This window comes from Neisseria sp. RH3002v2f (genome assembly GCF_014596375.1).
Classification (GTDB): domain Bacteria; phylum Pseudomonadota; class Gammaproteobacteria; order Burkholderiales; family Neisseriaceae; genus Neisseria; species Neisseria cinerea.
This window is the reverse complement of the sequence record NZ_MAYZ01000019.1, coordinates 135,392-150,346: the sequence shown is the minus strand read 5'-3', so window position 1 is coordinate 150,346 and position 14,955 is coordinate 135,392. Positions and strand designations below refer to the sequence as shown.

The window sequence follows — 14,955 nt, the reverse complement described above, 5'->3', positions numbered from 1 at the left end:
AAATCGTTTAGAAGAGGATGTAGAGTTCACTATCAACTATGGGCTTCCTTTGAGTTGTTTGTGGTCGACCATCTGGGCAGGATAAAATACCAATGTTTGTAATAAATCCCGTCTGAAAAACAGCTTCTTCAGACGGGATTTATTAAAATTATTGGTAATATACAGAGTACGGTACGGTACAGCTGAATCCGAATGGTGCGGGTGGATATACGCGGATGAGTGAGGGTTGGTACTAACTTACCAGATAATCATCCCACTAAAAACATCCTTCGAGAAGCAGTACGTTCGGGTAAAATCAAAACTTATGAAATTTACATATTTATTCTAGTTCGCATAATGTATATTATGTTAAATTTATAGTGAATTAATATAGATATTTTTACAACCTCATTCAAAACTCAGCCACTTAACAGCGTTAGGCTATTTCCTCGCCACCACAGGCTCCGGCTTGGTTATGTTGCTGGCTACTTTGAATTTGGCGAGACAAGGACAGTTGTTGGTGAAATGAAAAATCGTACGGCTTAAAGGTGTTACAGAACAGGCATGGTTACGCACACGGTTTCAGGCCGTCTGAAAGCCCAAAAGCAGCCTGCACTTTGAAAACAAGGTGCAGGCTGCTTAGGGTAATGTGTCGTTTATCAATCCAGTTTCAGGATTTCTCCGTCTTCCGGAACGTTAACACGGCTTTCAATGCCTTGACCGCGTATAAATTTACGCATATCGGCGCGGCTGATGGCGGTATGATTCACGGTATCCATGTGTACGGTGATGATTTTGGCTTTAGGCATGACTTGGCTGGCTTTTAATACATCAGCCATTCCCATAATAATGCCGTCTGAAATGCCTGAAATCAGCGCGTAGCCCGTGTTCATAATCAGATAATCGGGTTTGTAGCGGTTCAATGCTTTGTTTACATCTGCCGTCCATACAGTATCACCCATAATATAAGCAGTTTTATGTCCGTTGCTTTGGAATACCACACCCATTGCATCACCTAAGATTTCGGCTAGCTGAGGGTTGGCATACATGGCTTCTGTACCATGTACGCCGCCGGTTTTGCTGATGGTTACGTCGTTGAAGACAGCGCTGCCGTTCAACACGCGTACATCAGTAAAGCCTTGGCTGCGGATTTTTGCTGCGTCGGCTTGGTGCTGCACATATACGGGCAGTTTTTTCGGAATGGAACGTGCTGCGGTTTCGTCCCAATGGTCTTCGTGAGTATGGGTAACGATAACTGCATCCACACCGTCCAAAATTTTATTCACGCTCATCGGCAGCCCGACCAGCGGCATTTTGGCTTGGCTGTTGAACGTGCCGGCAAAGCCGTTCATGGAATGCTTGGGGGCGAAAAACGGGTCAATCAAAAACGTCTGCCCCGCATATTCGACTTTGGCGGTAGCGTTACGGATATGTTGGTATGAATCGTCTGCCCAAGCGGAAAAGGCTGTCGCGCCCAAAACAGTGGCAAGAATAAATTGCTTGAATTTCATGATTTTGCTCCTTAAAAAATCATGAAGCGTATTTTAAACAGCAGGTGTATCGGCTAAAATAGGCAATATTGCCAACAAACGCAAGGATAGTGCCAAAATGTCGTCTGAAAACGAGCGTAACGAGTTTCGCCAAAATCAAACTGTCCCCAAAATCGTGCTATATGCTCAATCGGGCATGAACGATTTTGTCTTCAACATTCCCTTTTCTATTTTTCAGACGACCTATCGGAACAATCCGCTCTTTGACCTGAAAATCTGTTCCGATGACAGCAAAGACGTTATCACTGCACTGGGCGCAAACATTCCCGTACACGGCGGCTTGGATTTGACGGAAGAAGCCGACATCATCGTCATCGCAGGCTGGCGCAATATTGAAGAAGCCCCAACATCCAAGTTAAGTGCACATTTACAGAAAGCAGTACAACGTGGTGCACATATCACCGCCCTATGTTACGGCACTTACGCCCTTGCCTACACAGGACTTTTAGACGGCAGAACCGCCGCCACCCACTGGCTTGCCGAAGACGACTTTGTCCGCCGTTTCCCTAAAATTCATCTGGATACCAACCGCCTATATGCGGAAGACGGCAACTTTTTAACATCGGCAGGTGCGGCGGGCGGGCTGGATTGCTGCCTGTACCTCATCCGCAAAATCCACGGTGCAACCGTTGCCAACGACCTTGCCCGTACCTTGGTTGCAGCACCACACCGCGAAGGCGGGCAGGCACAGTTTATCCACCGACCTGTCGAACGTCGTACCGCCGATGACAAAATCAACCGCTTATTGGACGAACTGCGCCAAAACCTTGCCACCTCATACCGCTTGGACGATTTGGCAAAAAAATTAGCTGTTTCCCGCCGTACCTTTATCCGCCATTTTTCTCAAGCCACAGGCATGAATTTCGGTGAGTGGCTGACAACAGAGCGGCTATGGCAGGTACAGGATTTATTGGAAAATACGGATTTGCCGATAGAACGCATCGCCGAACAAAGCGGCTTCGGCAGCGCGGCAAACCTACGTTTGCAATTCAAATCCAAGTTTAAAATCAATCCGAATGCCTGGCGGAAAGTATTTGGCAGATAGCTCGGGTAGTCAATCCAAAACACTTGAGCAACGTTATTGGTTTTACACCGTTTCTTGCAAGGTTTAAAGAATTAGCCAAACAATCTTCCACTCAACAGATTGACTGGTTCCATAAGTGCGGTTTAAGCAACTTGGCATTCAGACGGCATTTACAGCTTCCAGTTTATCGGATCAATACCGTGTCGGCTCAAATAGCTGTTTGCCTGTGAAAAATGTCGGCAGCCGAAAAAACCGCGATATGCCGACAGAGGAGACGGATGCGGTGCGGTCAATATCAAATGATTTTGACTGTCTATCAGCCTCCCTTTTTGTTGTGCATACCCGCCCCACAGCATAAAGACAAGGTGCTTGCGGTGTATCGCAAGCTGCCTGATGACGGTATCGGTAAAGCGTTCCCAGCCTAAAAGGGCGTGCGAATGCGCCTGTCCTGCACGCACCGTCAAAACTGTGTTCAGAAGTAATACGCCCTGCTCTGCCCACGCTGTCAGGCAGCCGTGTGCGGGAATGGAAAAACCGTTGATGTCGGTTTCCAACTCCTTGTAGATATTCAACAAAGACGGTGGTATGCGGATACCCTGCCTGACGGAAAATGCCAAACCGTGCGCCTGCCCTGCCCCATGATACGGGTCTTGTCCGAGAATAACGACTTTGACCCGGTCAAACGCTGTCAGGCGGAATGCGTTGAACACATCCGCCTCCGGCGGATAGATGATTTGTCCCGACAAACGTTCCTGCCTGACTGCATTTAAAATTTCCTGAAAATACGGTTGCCGTTTTTCGTTGCCCAGTGCATCGTGCCAAGTATCCATATCTGCCCTATCCTTTCAAATTCGGCTATACTGCTGATATCGCGTGATTTTGTCAAACGACGCGCTTTGTGGGGAAATGTATGACTGTATGGTTTGTTGCTGCTGTTGCCGTCTTAATCATCGAATTATTGACGGGAACGGTTTATCTTCCTGAAACACCTTTTATCGTTTTCAGGTAGCCTTTATGATGACGATTACGCTACCGCGTCGGTTGTTTTTAAAGTGCGGTCAGAAAAGTCAAAGAACCCAATATCACGCCAACCGCATTGGGCACAATCAAAATCCAGTCTTTTTTGGGTTCTTTACTCCAACCATATAAAACCCAAATCAAACAGGATACTGCCGCAAACAGAGGTTGCCACGGTTGCGCCTTTTCCCCTTCCAAATTAGCGATAATTTGGGGGATATAGGCGATGAATACAAAAATCCCGATTGCCGCGCCTATGCTTCCGATAAAAGCATTGAATTTTTTCTTGCTTATCATAGATAAGTATCCTTTCTCAAAAATTTTTATTGTACGGCCTTTAATATAGCGGAGCAATATTGCTATCGAACTGGTTGTCAGCGCAGCTTTGGCGGGTTCGGGCATTATCTACGGACTGATCGGCAGCACGCCTGCCGCCGTCTTGACTGCCGCCTTACTTTCCGCGCTGGGTATTTGGTTCGTACACGCCAAAACCGCCGTTAGAAAAGTTGAAACGGATTCATATCAGGATTTGGATGCCGGACAATATGCCGAAATCCTCCGACACACAGGCGGCAACCGTTACGAAGTTTTTTATCGCGGTACGCACTGGCAGGCTCAAAATACGGGGCAAGAAGAGCTTGAACCGGGAACTCGCGCCCTAATCGTCCGCAAGGAAGGTAACCTGCTTATTATCACACACCCTTAACATCAGGAGAAATCATGGAATTTTTCATTATATTACTGGTAGCCGTCGTTGTTTTCGGATTTAAATCCTTTGTCGTTATTCCCCAACAGGAAGTCCACGTTGTCGAAAGGCTCGGACGTTTCCATCGCGCCTTGACTGCCGGCCTCAATATCCTCATTCCCTTTATCGACCGCATCGCCTATCGTCATTCGCTGAAAGAAATTCCCTTGGATGTCCCCAGCCAGGTCTGCATCACGCGCGACAATACGCAGCTGACTGTTGACGGTATCATCTATTTTCAAGTAACCGATCCCAAACTCGCCTCATACGGTTCGAGCAACTATATCATGGCAATTACCCAGCTTGCCCAAACGACGCTACGTTCCGTTATTGGACGTATGGAGTTGGACAAAACGTTTGAAGAACGCGACGAAATCAACAGTACCGTCGTCTCCGCCCTCGATGAAGCCGCCGGAGCTTGGGGTGTGAAAGTTCTCCGTTACGAAATCAAGGATTTGGTTCCGCCGCAAGAAATCCTTCGCTCAATGCAGGCGCAAATTACCGCCGAACGCGAAAAACGCGCCCGTATCGCTGAATCCGAAGGCCGTAAAATCGAACAAATCAACCTTGCCAGCGGTCAGCGTGAAGCCGAAATCCAACAATCCGAAGGTGAGGCTCAGGCTGCGGTCAATGCGTCAAATGCCGAGAAAATCGCCCGCATCAACCGCGCCAAAGGTGAAGCAGAATCCTTGCGCCTTGTTGCCGAAGCCAATGCCGAAGCCATCCGTCAAATAGCCGCCGCCCTTCAAACACAAGGCGGTGCAGATGCGGTCAATCTGAAGATTGCGGAACAATACGTCGCCGCGTTCAACAATCTTGCCAAAGAAAGCAATACGCTAATTATGCCTGCCAACGTTGCCGACATTGGTAGCCTGATTTCGGCTGGGATGAAAATCCTCGACAAGGGTAAAACTTCCCAATAAATATCCCAATCAATAGGTATGAAAAATGCCGTCTGAACATTACGGGAAAGGTTCAGACGGCATTTTTATCTAAATCCAAAATCTCAAAAATATATTTATCCCCATACCCTTATTTGATAACGGAAGCGGACTGCAGGTATCCATACTGCATTTTCGGATAAAAACAAAATATCCCCTTCGGAAACTTTATACTTCGTCAATGCCTTACCTGTTCAGATAAAAACTACTGGCAAAATATTTCTGGACACCCTCACGCAGCAATACCAATGTTACGGCAGCCAAAGGCAATCCTGCCAACATTCCGACAAAGCCCATCAGTTGTCCAAATGCCATCAGGGAAAAGATAACCCAAAACGGCGACAGGCCGATACGGTCTCCCACGATTTTCGGCGTAATGAAAAAACTTTCGAGAAACTGACCGACGGCAAAAACCGCCCAGACAGCCAAGATGCCGTTCCACGAAGCAAATTGGAGCAAGGCGGCAACGGTGGCAAGCAGTAATCCCGTAAACGCACCGAGATAAGGGACAAATACCAAAATACCGGCAACCATACCGATGGCAAATCCCGAATCCAGTCCGACCAGCATCAATCCCAAACCGTAAACCAAGCCCATAATCAGCATTACCAGGAGCTGACCGCGTAAGAATTCGCCCAATACCTCGTTCAAATTACCTGTAATACGGGTATAAGTATCGGCAAAACGCCTCGGAACCAGTTTACTTATGCCGCACGACCACCGCTGCCAATCTAGCAGAAAATAGTAAAGCAGCAACGGCAGCAGCATCAGATTGCCGATACTGCTGACGATATTGCTGCTCTGCCTCATCAAAACGGGAAACCACGCCTTAAGCGTGTTGCTCAGCTCACCCGTATGTGCCTGAAGCCATGCGATAACGGATGACTGATCGATTTCCACATAACTGCCCACAGTATCTTTCAACAGCGGCAACAGCGTATTTTGCATAAAACCTGCAAGTTGGGGTAAACGGGATACCATGCTGTTGAACTGTCCGACCAGCATAGGGACAATAATCAAAAGCAGCGCCGCAAGCAGCAGCAAGGCAAAAACCATTACAGTCATTGAAGCAACGGCACGGTTGAAACCTTTTTCCTGCAACCATTCAACCAAAGGATCCAACACATACGCCAACACTGCCGCAACTGCAAAGGGAGCCAGTGTATCGCCAAGTGCGAAAGCCAGCCATATCAAGACCGTAAGGAATACCACCGCACCAACCCAGGGTTTGATACTCTGCTTTTTTTTCTGATACATAACGACCCGTCCGGAAACCATTTTCATCATTATTATAGCAGAACGGGTTATATCGCAGATAAAGCCCGTGCCGTTTCGATAGCCTGTTATCACGGTTTGGGCTAAAATACTGCATTATCTGATGCAGTCTGATAAACAAAATCCCTGTTCAGACGGCATACCGTACACAACAAGGCAGCACATCATGACCGAACAAGAAAACAAAAAATCCCTCATTGAATTTCCCTGCACCTTCCCATTAAAAGTAATGGGGGCGGTTCATCCCGAGTTCGAGCAAGCGGTTTTAGAAACCGTCCGCCTTCACGCCCCTGACACGCAGGCGCACCACATCACCACGCGGCCGAGCAGCAAAGGCAACTATACCGGCGCCACCGTACAAGTAAAGGTTGAAAACCAAGAACAACTTGACAATATCTATCGCGCGCTGACTTCGCACAAACTGGTCAAAGTGGTACTTTGAGATGAAAATCATACATAAAGGTTTGGTTGAATATCTGCCGACTTTTGAGGCAATGAAAACTTTCAATGCCAACCGTACCGCCTCTACCGAAGATGAATTGTGGGTGGTAGAACACCCCCCTGTGTTCACTCAGGGGCTGGCCGGCAAACCCGAACATCTGCTGATTAGGGACGACATCCCCGTTATCCAGATTGACCGGGGCGGACAGATTACCTATCACGGCCCCGGGCAATTGGTCGTATACACCATGATTGATTTCAAACGGCGTAAAACCAGTGTTAGAAACATCGTTTCCGCGCTTGAAAACAGCATCATCGCCACATTGGCGGAATACGGCATTGAAGCGGCGGCTGATCCCAAACGCCCCGGCGTTTATGTCGGAGAACGCAAAATCGCCTCGCTGGGGCTGCGTATCAAAGGAGGTTCCGTCTATCACGGCCTTGCGCTCAACGTCAATATGGACCTCTCGCCGTTTACCCATATCAACCCCTGCGGTTATGCCGGTATGGAAATGACGCAAATTGCCGACCTCGTCCACCCCTGCCCCACGCTGGACGAAGTTGCCGCCAAACTGACCACACATCTTGAAACACAACTCACACCGAAAGCAGATAACAATGAGTGAAATCAAAACCGACGATCCCAAACGCGGCATCAAACTCAAAGGCGCGGACAAAACCGCACGTATTCCGATTAAAGTTGTTCCATTGGAACAAAAATTGAAAAAGCCCGAATGGATCCGCGCCAAATTACCGGGCAAGAAATTCTTTGAAATCAAAAATATTCTTCGCGAACAAAAAATGCATACCGTATGCGAAGAAGCATCTTGCCCCAATATCAGCGAATGCTTTACCAAGGGTACGGCCACATTCATGATCATGGGCGATATTTGTACCCGCCGCTGCCCGTTCTGCGACGTGGGACACGGCCGTCCGAATATGCTCGACCCCGACGAACCGAAAAATCTCGCAGAATCCGTCAAAGCCATGAACCTGCGTTACGTCGTCATCACCTCGGTTGACCGCGACGACCTGCGTGACGGCGGTGCCCAACACTTCGCCGACTGCATCAAAGCCATCCGCGAAACCAGCCCGAATACCAAAATCGAAATCCTCGTTCCCGATTTCCGTGGCCGTCTGGACATCGCGCTGGAAATCTTGGCAGAAACGCCGCCAGACGTGATGAACCACAACTTGGAAACCCATCCGAGCCTGTACAAAAAAGCCCGTCCGGGTGCCAACTATCAGCACTCCCTCGAGCTTCTGCGCCGCTACAAAGAAATGATGCCGCACATCCCGACCAAATCCGGCATCATGGTCGGCTTGGGCGAAACAGACGAAGACGTACGCGAAATCATGCGCGATATGCGTGCCAACAATATCGAGATGATTACCATCGGCCAATATCTGCAACCTTCAGACGGCCACTTGCCTGTCTTGCGCTACGTTACACCCGAACAATTCAAAATATTTGAAAAAGAAGCATACGAACTGGGCTTTACCAATGCCGCCATCGGTGCAATGGTACGTTCGAGTTACCATGCCGACGAACAGGCGGCGGAAGCTCTGCGGGAAAGCCATGGCGGTTGCGGGCATCATTAAACCCAAAACACCGTTCCGAAGTAAAAAATAATTTCCTACGCTGCTGTCTGCCGCGTTGTTTGATGTAAACAACATCAACTTGAATTATCCATGCCGTCTGAAATCCCTTCAGACGGCATGATTTATTCTCCAAATCCGATAATCTCAAAAGAATCTGTCAGTTAATGAGAACGATTCATTATAAATTTTGATAAAAAACCGTGCTCTATTTGTTTTTTGCTATGGTTAACAAGTGTAAATGTTCTTTATTGATGAGATGGATTCTTAGTTTTAGAAGCAAAAAAAACCGATAAGAAACAGAGCATTGATTTGGAAAGCATCAGCAAACCCACCCTATCTCTTTTGATAATTGTTTGTATTTTAAATAGAAAATTTGTCATATCAAAAACTTTTGCATACAATGCACGCATCCCGAATAGCGATACAGATGCTGTTCAGACATACCGAAAATCAAATTACGGAAAGAGAGATATTATGCAAGGCACTCAAGCAGTTTTAGATTATATGAACGAATTGTTGTCCGGCGAGCTGGCAGCACGCGACCAATACTTCATCCACTCCCGCCTCTACTCCGAATGGGGATACAGCAAATTGTTCGAACGTCTCAATCACGAGATGGAAGAAGAAACCACACACGCCGAAGACTTTATCCGACGCATCCTGATGCTGGGCGGTACGCCGAAAATGGTACGTGCCGAACTGAATATCGGTACAGACGTAGTTTCCTGCCTCAAAGCCGACCTGCAAACCGAATATGAAGTACGCGATGCGTTGAAAAAAGGCATCAAACTGTGCGAAGAGGCTCAAGACTATGTTACCCGCGACCTGATGGTTGCCCAACTGAAAGATACTGAAGAAGACCACGCCCACTGGCTGGAACAGCAGCTTCGCCTGATCGAGCTGATTGGCGAAGGCAACTACTACCAAAGCCAACTGTAATCCGTATTCGGAATAAAAGGAGTCTGATATGAAAGGTGACCGCCTGGTTATCCGCGAGCTGAATAAAAATCTCGGCCTGCTACTGGTAACCATCAACCAATACTTTCTTCATGCCCGAATTCTGAAAAATTGGGGTTTTGAAGAATTGGGAGAACATTTCTTCAAACAATCAATCGTAGAAATGAAAGCTGCAGACGATTTGATTGAACGCATCCTCTTCCTTGAGGGATTGCCCAATTTGCAAGAGCTGGGCAAGCTGTTGATTGGTGAATCTACCGAAGAAATCATTGCCTGCGATTTGGAAAAAGAGAAAGAAAAACATGAGGCATTGATTGCGGCAATTTCCGTAGCTGAAGAGCAACAGGATTATGTCAGCCGTGATTTGTTGGAAAAACAAAAAGATACCAACGAAGAACATATAGACTGGCTAGAAACCCAACAAGAGCTTATCGGCAAGATCGGCCTGCCCAACTACCTGCAAACAGCGGCGCAAGAGGACTAAAACACAAATCACTGCCAAATATAGCAGTTCTCTGCACCATCAGACGGCATATCCGTATAAACGGATATGCCGTTTTTCTTTACCGGATTGCGAATAAAATCGAAATTGATTTGAATCAATACGTGATAACAATTTTTGTTTAATAATACTGATATGGAATCTAGATTGGGTTGTTTGGTAGTTTACTGTTTTTTCAATCTATCTCGATTTTACCTCTTTCCTCTTGATGTGTGTGTGTTTGGGTGTGGCTGTCGCCACCCCTTTTTTTTAGTTTTAACGTGAAGTAAAATCCGTAACAGCAAATTCTTAATCCTAATCATTTATCCGGAAATAACATCATGAGCAATAAATTGATGCCGCCTTCAGAATTACCAAATAGCCAAGACTTACGGGCAGTATTGGCGTACAACATGCGGCTTTTCCGCGTGAACAAGGGCTGGTCTCAGGAAGAGCTGGCACGCCAATGCGGTTTGGACAGAACTTATGTATCGGCTGTGGAACGCAAACGCTGGAACATTGCATTGTCGAATATTGAAAAGATGGCGACGGCTTTAGGTGTAGCGGCGTATCAGTTGCTGCTGCCGCCGCAAGAACTGTTGAATCTGATGACCCGTCTCCCCGATACCCTCCAAATGCCGTCTGAAACCGATATTTGACCGTCAAACTATCTGTCCACCTCCCTGCCTACTCGAAAGAATAAAATGTCTGCAAATTTGCCTTCAGTATTGGAAACCTTCCGGCAGCAGCGTGATGCCACACAAGAGCATTATTTGAAAACCAACCGCGTGTCGGTATTTTTCAGGGAATATACGGCGGTAGTCGAAACCTTACTGGCGGCATTGTGGGTAGAACATTTTCAAAACAGTGCATTATGCCTAATGGCGGTAGGCGGTTTCGGTAGGAAGGAGCTGTATCCCTGTTCGGACGTGGATTTGGCAGTGGTTTCACCCAATCCGCTTTCAGACAGCATCCAAGAACAAATCGCCCGATTTGTTCAAACCCTGTGGGACTGCAAACTGATGCCCTCGGTCAAAAGCGGCAGCGTTGATGAACTATGTGAAAGCGTGCGCAATGATATTACGGGGGACACGGCGTTTTTAGAGGCTCGTTTTTTGTTCGGCAACCGCCAGACAGCAGACGAGTTGACGGAAAAAATGAACGCGCAACGCAATGTAGCGGCGTTTATCGAAGCAAAATTGGTGGAGATGGAACACCGCCATGCCAAATCGCAAGGTTCAGGGGCGGTATTGGAACCAAACATAAAAAGCTGTCCCGGTGGTCTTCGCGACATCCACACCCTGCTTTGGATAGCGAAAGCGCAAGGCTTGGCGGCCAACCTGCCTGCGCTGGTCAAACAAGGCATTCTGACGCGCACTGAAGCCGGCATGCTTTCGCACGGCTACCGCCGCCTCGCCCACATCCGCATCCATCTGCATTTAAACGCGAAGCGCGCCGAAGACCGCCTGCTGTTCGATTTGCAGCCGCAAGTTGCCGAAAGCATGGGCTATAAAGGCATGAACCTCCGCCGTCAAAGCGAAGAACTGATGCGCGTGTTTTACCGCGCGATTAAAACCATCAAACAACTGAGCGGCATCCTCACGCCCATGCTGCAAAGCCGCGTCTCCTCCACGCCGTTGCGCGTTACCCTGCGGATTGACGACGACTACATCCAAGTGAACAACCAAATCGCCGCGCGGCACACCGATATTTTTTTCAGACGGCCCGAACACATTTTTAAAATCGTCGAAATCATGCAGCAGCGCAACGATATTACTACGCTCGAACCGCAAACCCTGCGCGCTTGGTGGGGGGCGACGCGCAAAATCAACCGCAGTTTCTACCAAAATCCCGAAAACCGCCGCCGCTTCGCCGGCTTTTTCCGCAGCGGCAACGGACTGACCCAAACCCTGCGTTTTCTCAACCTCTACGGCGTGTTGGGCCGCTACCTGCCCGCGTGGGAAAAAATCGTCGGACTGCTCCAGCATGACCTGTTCCACATCTATCCCGTGGACGACCACATCCTCGCCGTCGTCCGCAACATCCGCCGCCTTGCCTTAGATATGCACAGCCACGAGCTGCCCTACGCCTCCGCACTGATGCAGTCCTTTGAAAAACAAGATATCCTTTATCTCGCCGCCTTTTTCCACGACATCGCCAAAGGACGCGGCGGCGACCATGCCGTACAAGGCATCGCAGACGCGCGCCAATTTGCCGCCGACCACTTTCTGATCGAAGAAGAAAGCGACCTGCTCGCCTGGCTGGTCGAAAACCACCTGCTCATGTCCACCGTCGCCCAAAAAGAAGACATCCAAGACCCCGACGTACTCGATGCATTCTGCAAACGCGTGCAAAACCACGAACGTCTCAGCGCACTCTACCTTCTGACCATCTCAGACATACGCGGCACCAATCCCAAACTGTGGAACGCATGGCGCGCCAGCCTGTTGGAAAGCCTGTTCCATGCTGCCAGCCGCTACCTCGCAGGCAACGGCGGCAACCCGCACGCCCTGTTCGGCCGCCGCCAACAAGAAGCCGCCGATTTGCTCACCCGCGCCGCCGTCCCCGAAAAACAACAGAAAAAACTATGGAACGCGCTCGGTTCCGCCTATTTCGCCCGCCATCAGTCCCGCGAAATCCTGTGGCACGCCGCCAACCTCGTACACGACTTTGAAACACCCATCGTCCGCAGCCGCATCCTGCCCAAGAGCGACAGCTTCCAAGTCATGGTCTTCATGCCCAACGGCCCGCGCCTGTTCGCCCGCCTCTGTCGCATCTTCAGCCGCCACGGCTTCGACATCCTCGCCGCCCGCGCCTTCATCACCGAACACGACTACATCCTCGACACCTTCATCGTACAAATCCCCTCGCAGCACGCCCCCGAAGACTACCCCGACATCCAAAGCGCGCTCGAAGCCGAACTCAACAGCTTTATCCACGGACACACCGTTGCCGAAACCCAAAGCCGCAGCCGCCGCATCAGCCGCCGCAGCCGCTACATGCCGATCGCGCCCAGTATCACCATTACCCCCGAAGAAGACTACCCCGACTGGTACTCCGTCGAAATCACCGCCGTCAACCGCCCTTTCCTGCTCGCCGATATGGCGGAAGTCTTTTTCGCCCACAACGTCAGCCTGCGCTACGCCAAAATTTCCACGCTGGATGAACGCGTCGAAGACAGTTTTACCGTTTTCAGCCCCGATCTGAAAAATCCGAAAATCCAATCTACCCTGAAACAGGCTTTGTTGGAACAATTAACATGATTCCTCTTCCTTTTTCAGACGGCATTAGCCCTTCTGTTTTCCAACTATCCTGCAACGGATAAATATTGTAAACAATATTGGCTGCCAAGACGCAAGTACCATGTTATAATGCCGTGCATCTCGCACAAACTGAAAGACCGAGCATCATGCGTATCGTAGAAAAAGCCTATACTTTCGACGACGTCCTGTTGGTTCCTGCACATTCAACCGTGCTGCCCCGAGATGTCAAGCTTCAAACCAAACTCACCCGCGACATCACGCTCAACCTCCCCCTGCTTTCTGCGGCAATGGATACCGTTACCGAAGCGCGTTTGGCCATCTCTATGGCGCAAGAAGGCGGCATCGGCATTATCCATAAGAACATGACTCCGGAGTTGCAAGCGCGTGCGGTTTCCAAAGTGAAGCGCCATGAGAGCGGCGTGGTGAAAGATCCCGTTATCGTTGCACCGACCGCATTGATCCGTGAAGTTTTGGAAATGCGCGCGCAGCGCAAACGCAAAATGTCCGGCCTGCCTGTCGTTGAAAACGGCAAAGTGGTCGGTATCGTAACCAACCGCGACCTGCGTTTTGAAAACCGTCTCGATCTGCCTGTTTCTGCCATCATGACACCGCGCGAACGTTTGGTTACTGTTCCCGAAGGTACCTGCATCGATGAAGCCCGAGAAGTCATGCATGCGCACAAAGTCGAGCGCGTTTTGGTATTGAACGACCAAGACGAACTCAAAGGTCTGATTACCGTTAAAGACATTCTGAAAACAACCGAATTCCCTAATGCCAATAAAGATGCCGAAGGCCGCTTGCGCGTCGGTGCCGCGGTGGGTACCGGCGGCGATACCGAAGAGCGCGTCAAAGCATTGGTAGAAGCAGGCGTGGACGTAATTGTGGTCGATACTGCCCACGGTCATAGCCAAGGCGTTATCGATCGTGTGCGCTGGGTAAAAGAAACCTATCCGCACATCCAAGTCATCGGCGGCAACATTGCGACTGCCCAAGCTGCTTTGGATTTGGTGGCTGCAGGTGCGGATGCCGTTAAAGTCGGTATCGGCCCGGGCTCGATTTGTACGACCCGTATCGTAGCCGGCGTGGGCGTGCCCCAGCTGACTGCGATTCACAATGTTTCCGAAGCTCTGAAAGGCACGGGCGTTCCTCTGATTGCCGACGGTGGTATCCGCTTCTCCGGCGATATTGCCAAAGCACTTGCTGCCGGCGCATACAGCGTCATGCTCGGCGGTATGTTTGCCGGTACGGAAGAAGCACCGGGCGAAATCGAACTCTATCAAGGCCGCTCTTACAAGTCTTACCGCGGCATGGGTTCGTTGGGTGCGATGAGCCAAGGTTCAGCCGACCGCTACTTCCAAGACAAAACCGACAGCGCAGACAAATATGTTCCTGAAGGCATCGAAGGCCGTGTACCTTACAAAGGCCCGATCGTGAACATCATCCACCAGCTGACCGGAGGCCTGCGCTCCAGCATGGGGTATTTGGGTTGCGCTAATATTGCTGAAATGCACGAGAAAGCAGAATTTGTGGAAATCACTTCTGCCGGCATGAGCGAATCTCACGTTCACGACGTACAAATCACTAAAGAAGCGCCGAACTATCATCGCTGATTCAAGCAGTCTTTATTAAAATGCCGTCTGAAACCCGATTTTAAGGTTTCAGACGGCATTTTTAAATTGA

General features: G+C 49.4%; 15 protein-coding genes. 11 read left to right on the top strand and 4 right to left on the bottom strand.

The genetic code is table 11. From position 1 onward, the window contains the following. Positions 1 to 638: 638 nt before the first annotated feature. Positions 639 to 1,490 carry an MBL fold metallo-hydrolase gene (locus tag BBW69_RS03320; protein WP_188210408.1) on the bottom strand — a complete coding sequence of 284 codons (852 nt, stop codon included), beginning with the start codon at positions 1,488 to 1,490 and terminating at the stop codon, positions 639 to 641. 97 nt (positions 1,491 to 1,587) lie between these two features. Between BBW69_RS03320 and BBW69_RS03315 the strand changes: the two genes are divergently transcribed. After that, entirely contained in the window at positions 1,588 to 2,574 is a 987-nt protein-coding gene (locus BBW69_RS03315) for a GlxA family transcriptional regulator (RefSeq protein WP_188210407.1), read from the top strand. Positions 2,575 to 2,723: 149 nt separating this feature from the next. Here the strand turns inward: BBW69_RS03315 and ung are convergent, their stop codons facing one another. Together ung and BBW69_RS03300 are read right to left on the bottom strand one after the other, a co-directional pair. Beyond that, entirely contained in the window at positions 2,724 to 3,383 is a 660-nt protein-coding gene (ung, locus tag BBW69_RS03310; protein ID WP_188210406.1) for a uracil-DNA glycosylase, read from the bottom strand. Between the two features lie 217 nt (positions 3,384 to 3,600). Next, positions 3,601 to 3,867: a SemiSWEET family transporter gene (locus BBW69_RS03300; RefSeq protein WP_003714312.1), complete on the bottom strand. Its 267-nt coding sequence runs from the start codon at positions 3,865 to 3,867 to the stop codon at positions 3,601 to 3,603. A 58-nt stretch (positions 3,868 to 3,925) separates the two neighbouring features. On the opposite strand from BBW69_RS03300, the gene BBW69_RS03295 reads away from it, so the two are divergent. Then, positions 3,926 to 4,276: an NfeD family protein gene (locus BBW69_RS03295; RefSeq protein ID WP_231992144.1), complete on the top strand. Its 351-nt coding sequence runs from the start codon at positions 3,926 to 3,928 to the stop codon at positions 4,274 to 4,276. A 14-nt stretch (positions 4,277 to 4,290) separates the two neighbouring features. Continuing rightward, positions 4,291 to 5,238 (top strand): SPFH domain-containing protein, encoded by a 948-nt coding sequence (locus BBW69_RS03290; protein ID WP_107960508.1) that lies wholly within the window; start codon positions 4,291 to 4,293, stop codon positions 5,236 to 5,238. Positions 5,239 to 5,442: 204 nt separating this feature from the next. Here BBW69_RS03290 and BBW69_RS03285 read toward each other — a convergent pair whose 3' ends face one another. Beyond that, positions 5,443 to 6,513 carry an AI-2E family transporter gene (locus BBW69_RS03285; protein WP_188210405.1) on the bottom strand — a complete coding sequence of 357 codons (1,071 nt, stop codon included), beginning with the start codon at positions 6,511 to 6,513 and terminating at the stop codon, positions 5,443 to 5,445. Positions 6,514 to 6,697: 184 nt separating this feature from the next. Here BBW69_RS03285 and BBW69_RS03280 point away from each other — a divergent pair, with 184 nt between their 5' ends. The 8 genes from BBW69_RS03280 to guaB all read left to right on the top strand — a co-directional run bounded on the left by BBW69_RS03280 (position 6,698) and on the right by guaB (position 14,885). Further along, complete coding sequence (locus BBW69_RS03280; protein ID WP_003675413.1) at positions 6,698 to 6,973, top strand: YbeD family protein; 276 nt, start codon at positions 6,698 to 6,700, stop codon at positions 6,971 to 6,973. A gap of 1 nt (position 6,974) precedes the next feature. Continuing rightward, positions 6,975 to 7,598 (top strand): lipoyl(octanoyl) transferase LipB, encoded by a 624-nt coding sequence (gene lipB / locus BBW69_RS03275; protein WP_188210404.1) that lies wholly within the window; start codon positions 6,975 to 6,977, stop codon positions 7,596 to 7,598. Further along, positions 7,591 to 8,574, top strand: coding sequence for a lipoyl synthase (lipA, locus tag BBW69_RS03270; RefSeq protein ID WP_003675408.1), 984 nt, complete (start codon positions 7,591 to 7,593; stop codon positions 8,572 to 8,574). The genes lipB and lipA overlap by 8 nt, the downstream gene beginning before the upstream one ends. A 474-nt stretch (positions 8,575 to 9,048) precedes the next feature. Then, entirely contained in the window at positions 9,049 to 9,513 is a 465-nt protein-coding gene (gene bfr / locus BBW69_RS03265; protein WP_003675404.1) for a bacterioferritin, read from the top strand. A gap of 28 nt (positions 9,514 to 9,541) precedes the next feature. Further along, positions 9,542 to 10,015, top strand: a complete 474-nt coding sequence (gene bfr, locus BBW69_RS03260; RefSeq protein ID WP_003675402.1) for a bacterioferritin — start codon at positions 9,542 to 9,544, stop codon at positions 10,013 to 10,015. Between the two features lie 338 nt (positions 10,016 to 10,353). Next, entirely contained in the window at positions 10,354 to 10,671 is a 318-nt protein-coding gene (locus BBW69_RS03255; protein WP_188210403.1) for a helix-turn-helix domain-containing protein, read from the top strand. Positions 10,672 to 10,716: 45 nt separating this feature from the next. Beyond that, positions 10,717 to 13,275 carry a [protein-PII] uridylyltransferase gene (glnD, locus tag BBW69_RS03250; RefSeq protein ID WP_188210402.1) on the top strand — a complete coding sequence of 853 codons (2,559 nt, stop codon included), beginning with the start codon at positions 10,717 to 10,719 and terminating at the stop codon, positions 13,273 to 13,275. A 146-nt stretch (positions 13,276 to 13,421) separates the two neighbouring features. Further along, positions 13,422 to 14,885: an IMP dehydrogenase gene (guaB, locus tag BBW69_RS03245; protein WP_188210401.1), complete on the top strand. Its 1,464-nt coding sequence runs from the start codon at positions 13,422 to 13,424 to the stop codon at positions 14,883 to 14,885. Positions 14,886 to 14,955: the final 70 nt, after the last annotated feature.

Coding starts and splice junctions, on each gene's coding strand:
- BBW69_RS03320 (WP_188210408.1), bottom strand. CDS start 1,490: ATGAAATTCAAGCAATTTATTCTTGCCACTGTTTTGGGCGCGACAGCC.
- BBW69_RS03315 (WP_188210407.1), top strand. CDS start 1,588: ATGTCGTCTGAAAACGAGCGTAACGAGTTTCGCCAAAATCAAACTGTC.
- ung (WP_188210406.1), bottom strand. CDS start 3,383: ATGGATACTTGGCACGATGCACTGGGCAACGAAAAACGGCAACCGTAT.
- BBW69_RS03300 (WP_003714312.1), bottom strand. CDS start 3,867: ATGATAAGCAAGAAAAAATTCAATGCTTTTATCGGAAGCATAGGCGCG.
- BBW69_RS03290 (WP_107960508.1), top strand. CDS start 4,291: ATGGAATTTTTCATTATATTACTGGTAGCCGTCGTTGTTTTCGGATTT.
- BBW69_RS03285 (WP_188210405.1), bottom strand. CDS start 6,513: ATGTATCAGAAAAAAAAGCAGAGTATCAAACCCTGGGTTGGTGCGGTG.
- BBW69_RS03280 (WP_003675413.1), top strand. CDS start 6,698: ATGACCGAACAAGAAAACAAAAAATCCCTCATTGAATTTCCCTGCACC.
- lipB (WP_188210404.1), top strand. CDS start 6,975: ATGAAAATCATACATAAAGGTTTGGTTGAATATCTGCCGACTTTTGAG.
- lipA (WP_003675408.1), top strand. CDS start 7,591: ATGAGTGAAATCAAAACCGACGATCCCAAACGCGGCATCAAACTCAAA.
- bfr (WP_003675404.1), top strand. CDS start 9,049: ATGCAAGGCACTCAAGCAGTTTTAGATTATATGAACGAATTGTTGTCC.
- bfr (WP_003675402.1), top strand. CDS start 9,542: ATGAAAGGTGACCGCCTGGTTATCCGCGAGCTGAATAAAAATCTCGGC.
- BBW69_RS03255 (WP_188210403.1), top strand. CDS start 10,354: ATGAGCAATAAATTGATGCCGCCTTCAGAATTACCAAATAGCCAAGAC.
- glnD (WP_188210402.1), top strand. CDS start 10,717: ATGTCTGCAAATTTGCCTTCAGTATTGGAAACCTTCCGGCAGCAGCGT.
- guaB (WP_188210401.1), top strand. CDS start 13,422: ATGCGTATCGTAGAAAAAGCCTATACTTTCGACGACGTCCTGTTGGTT.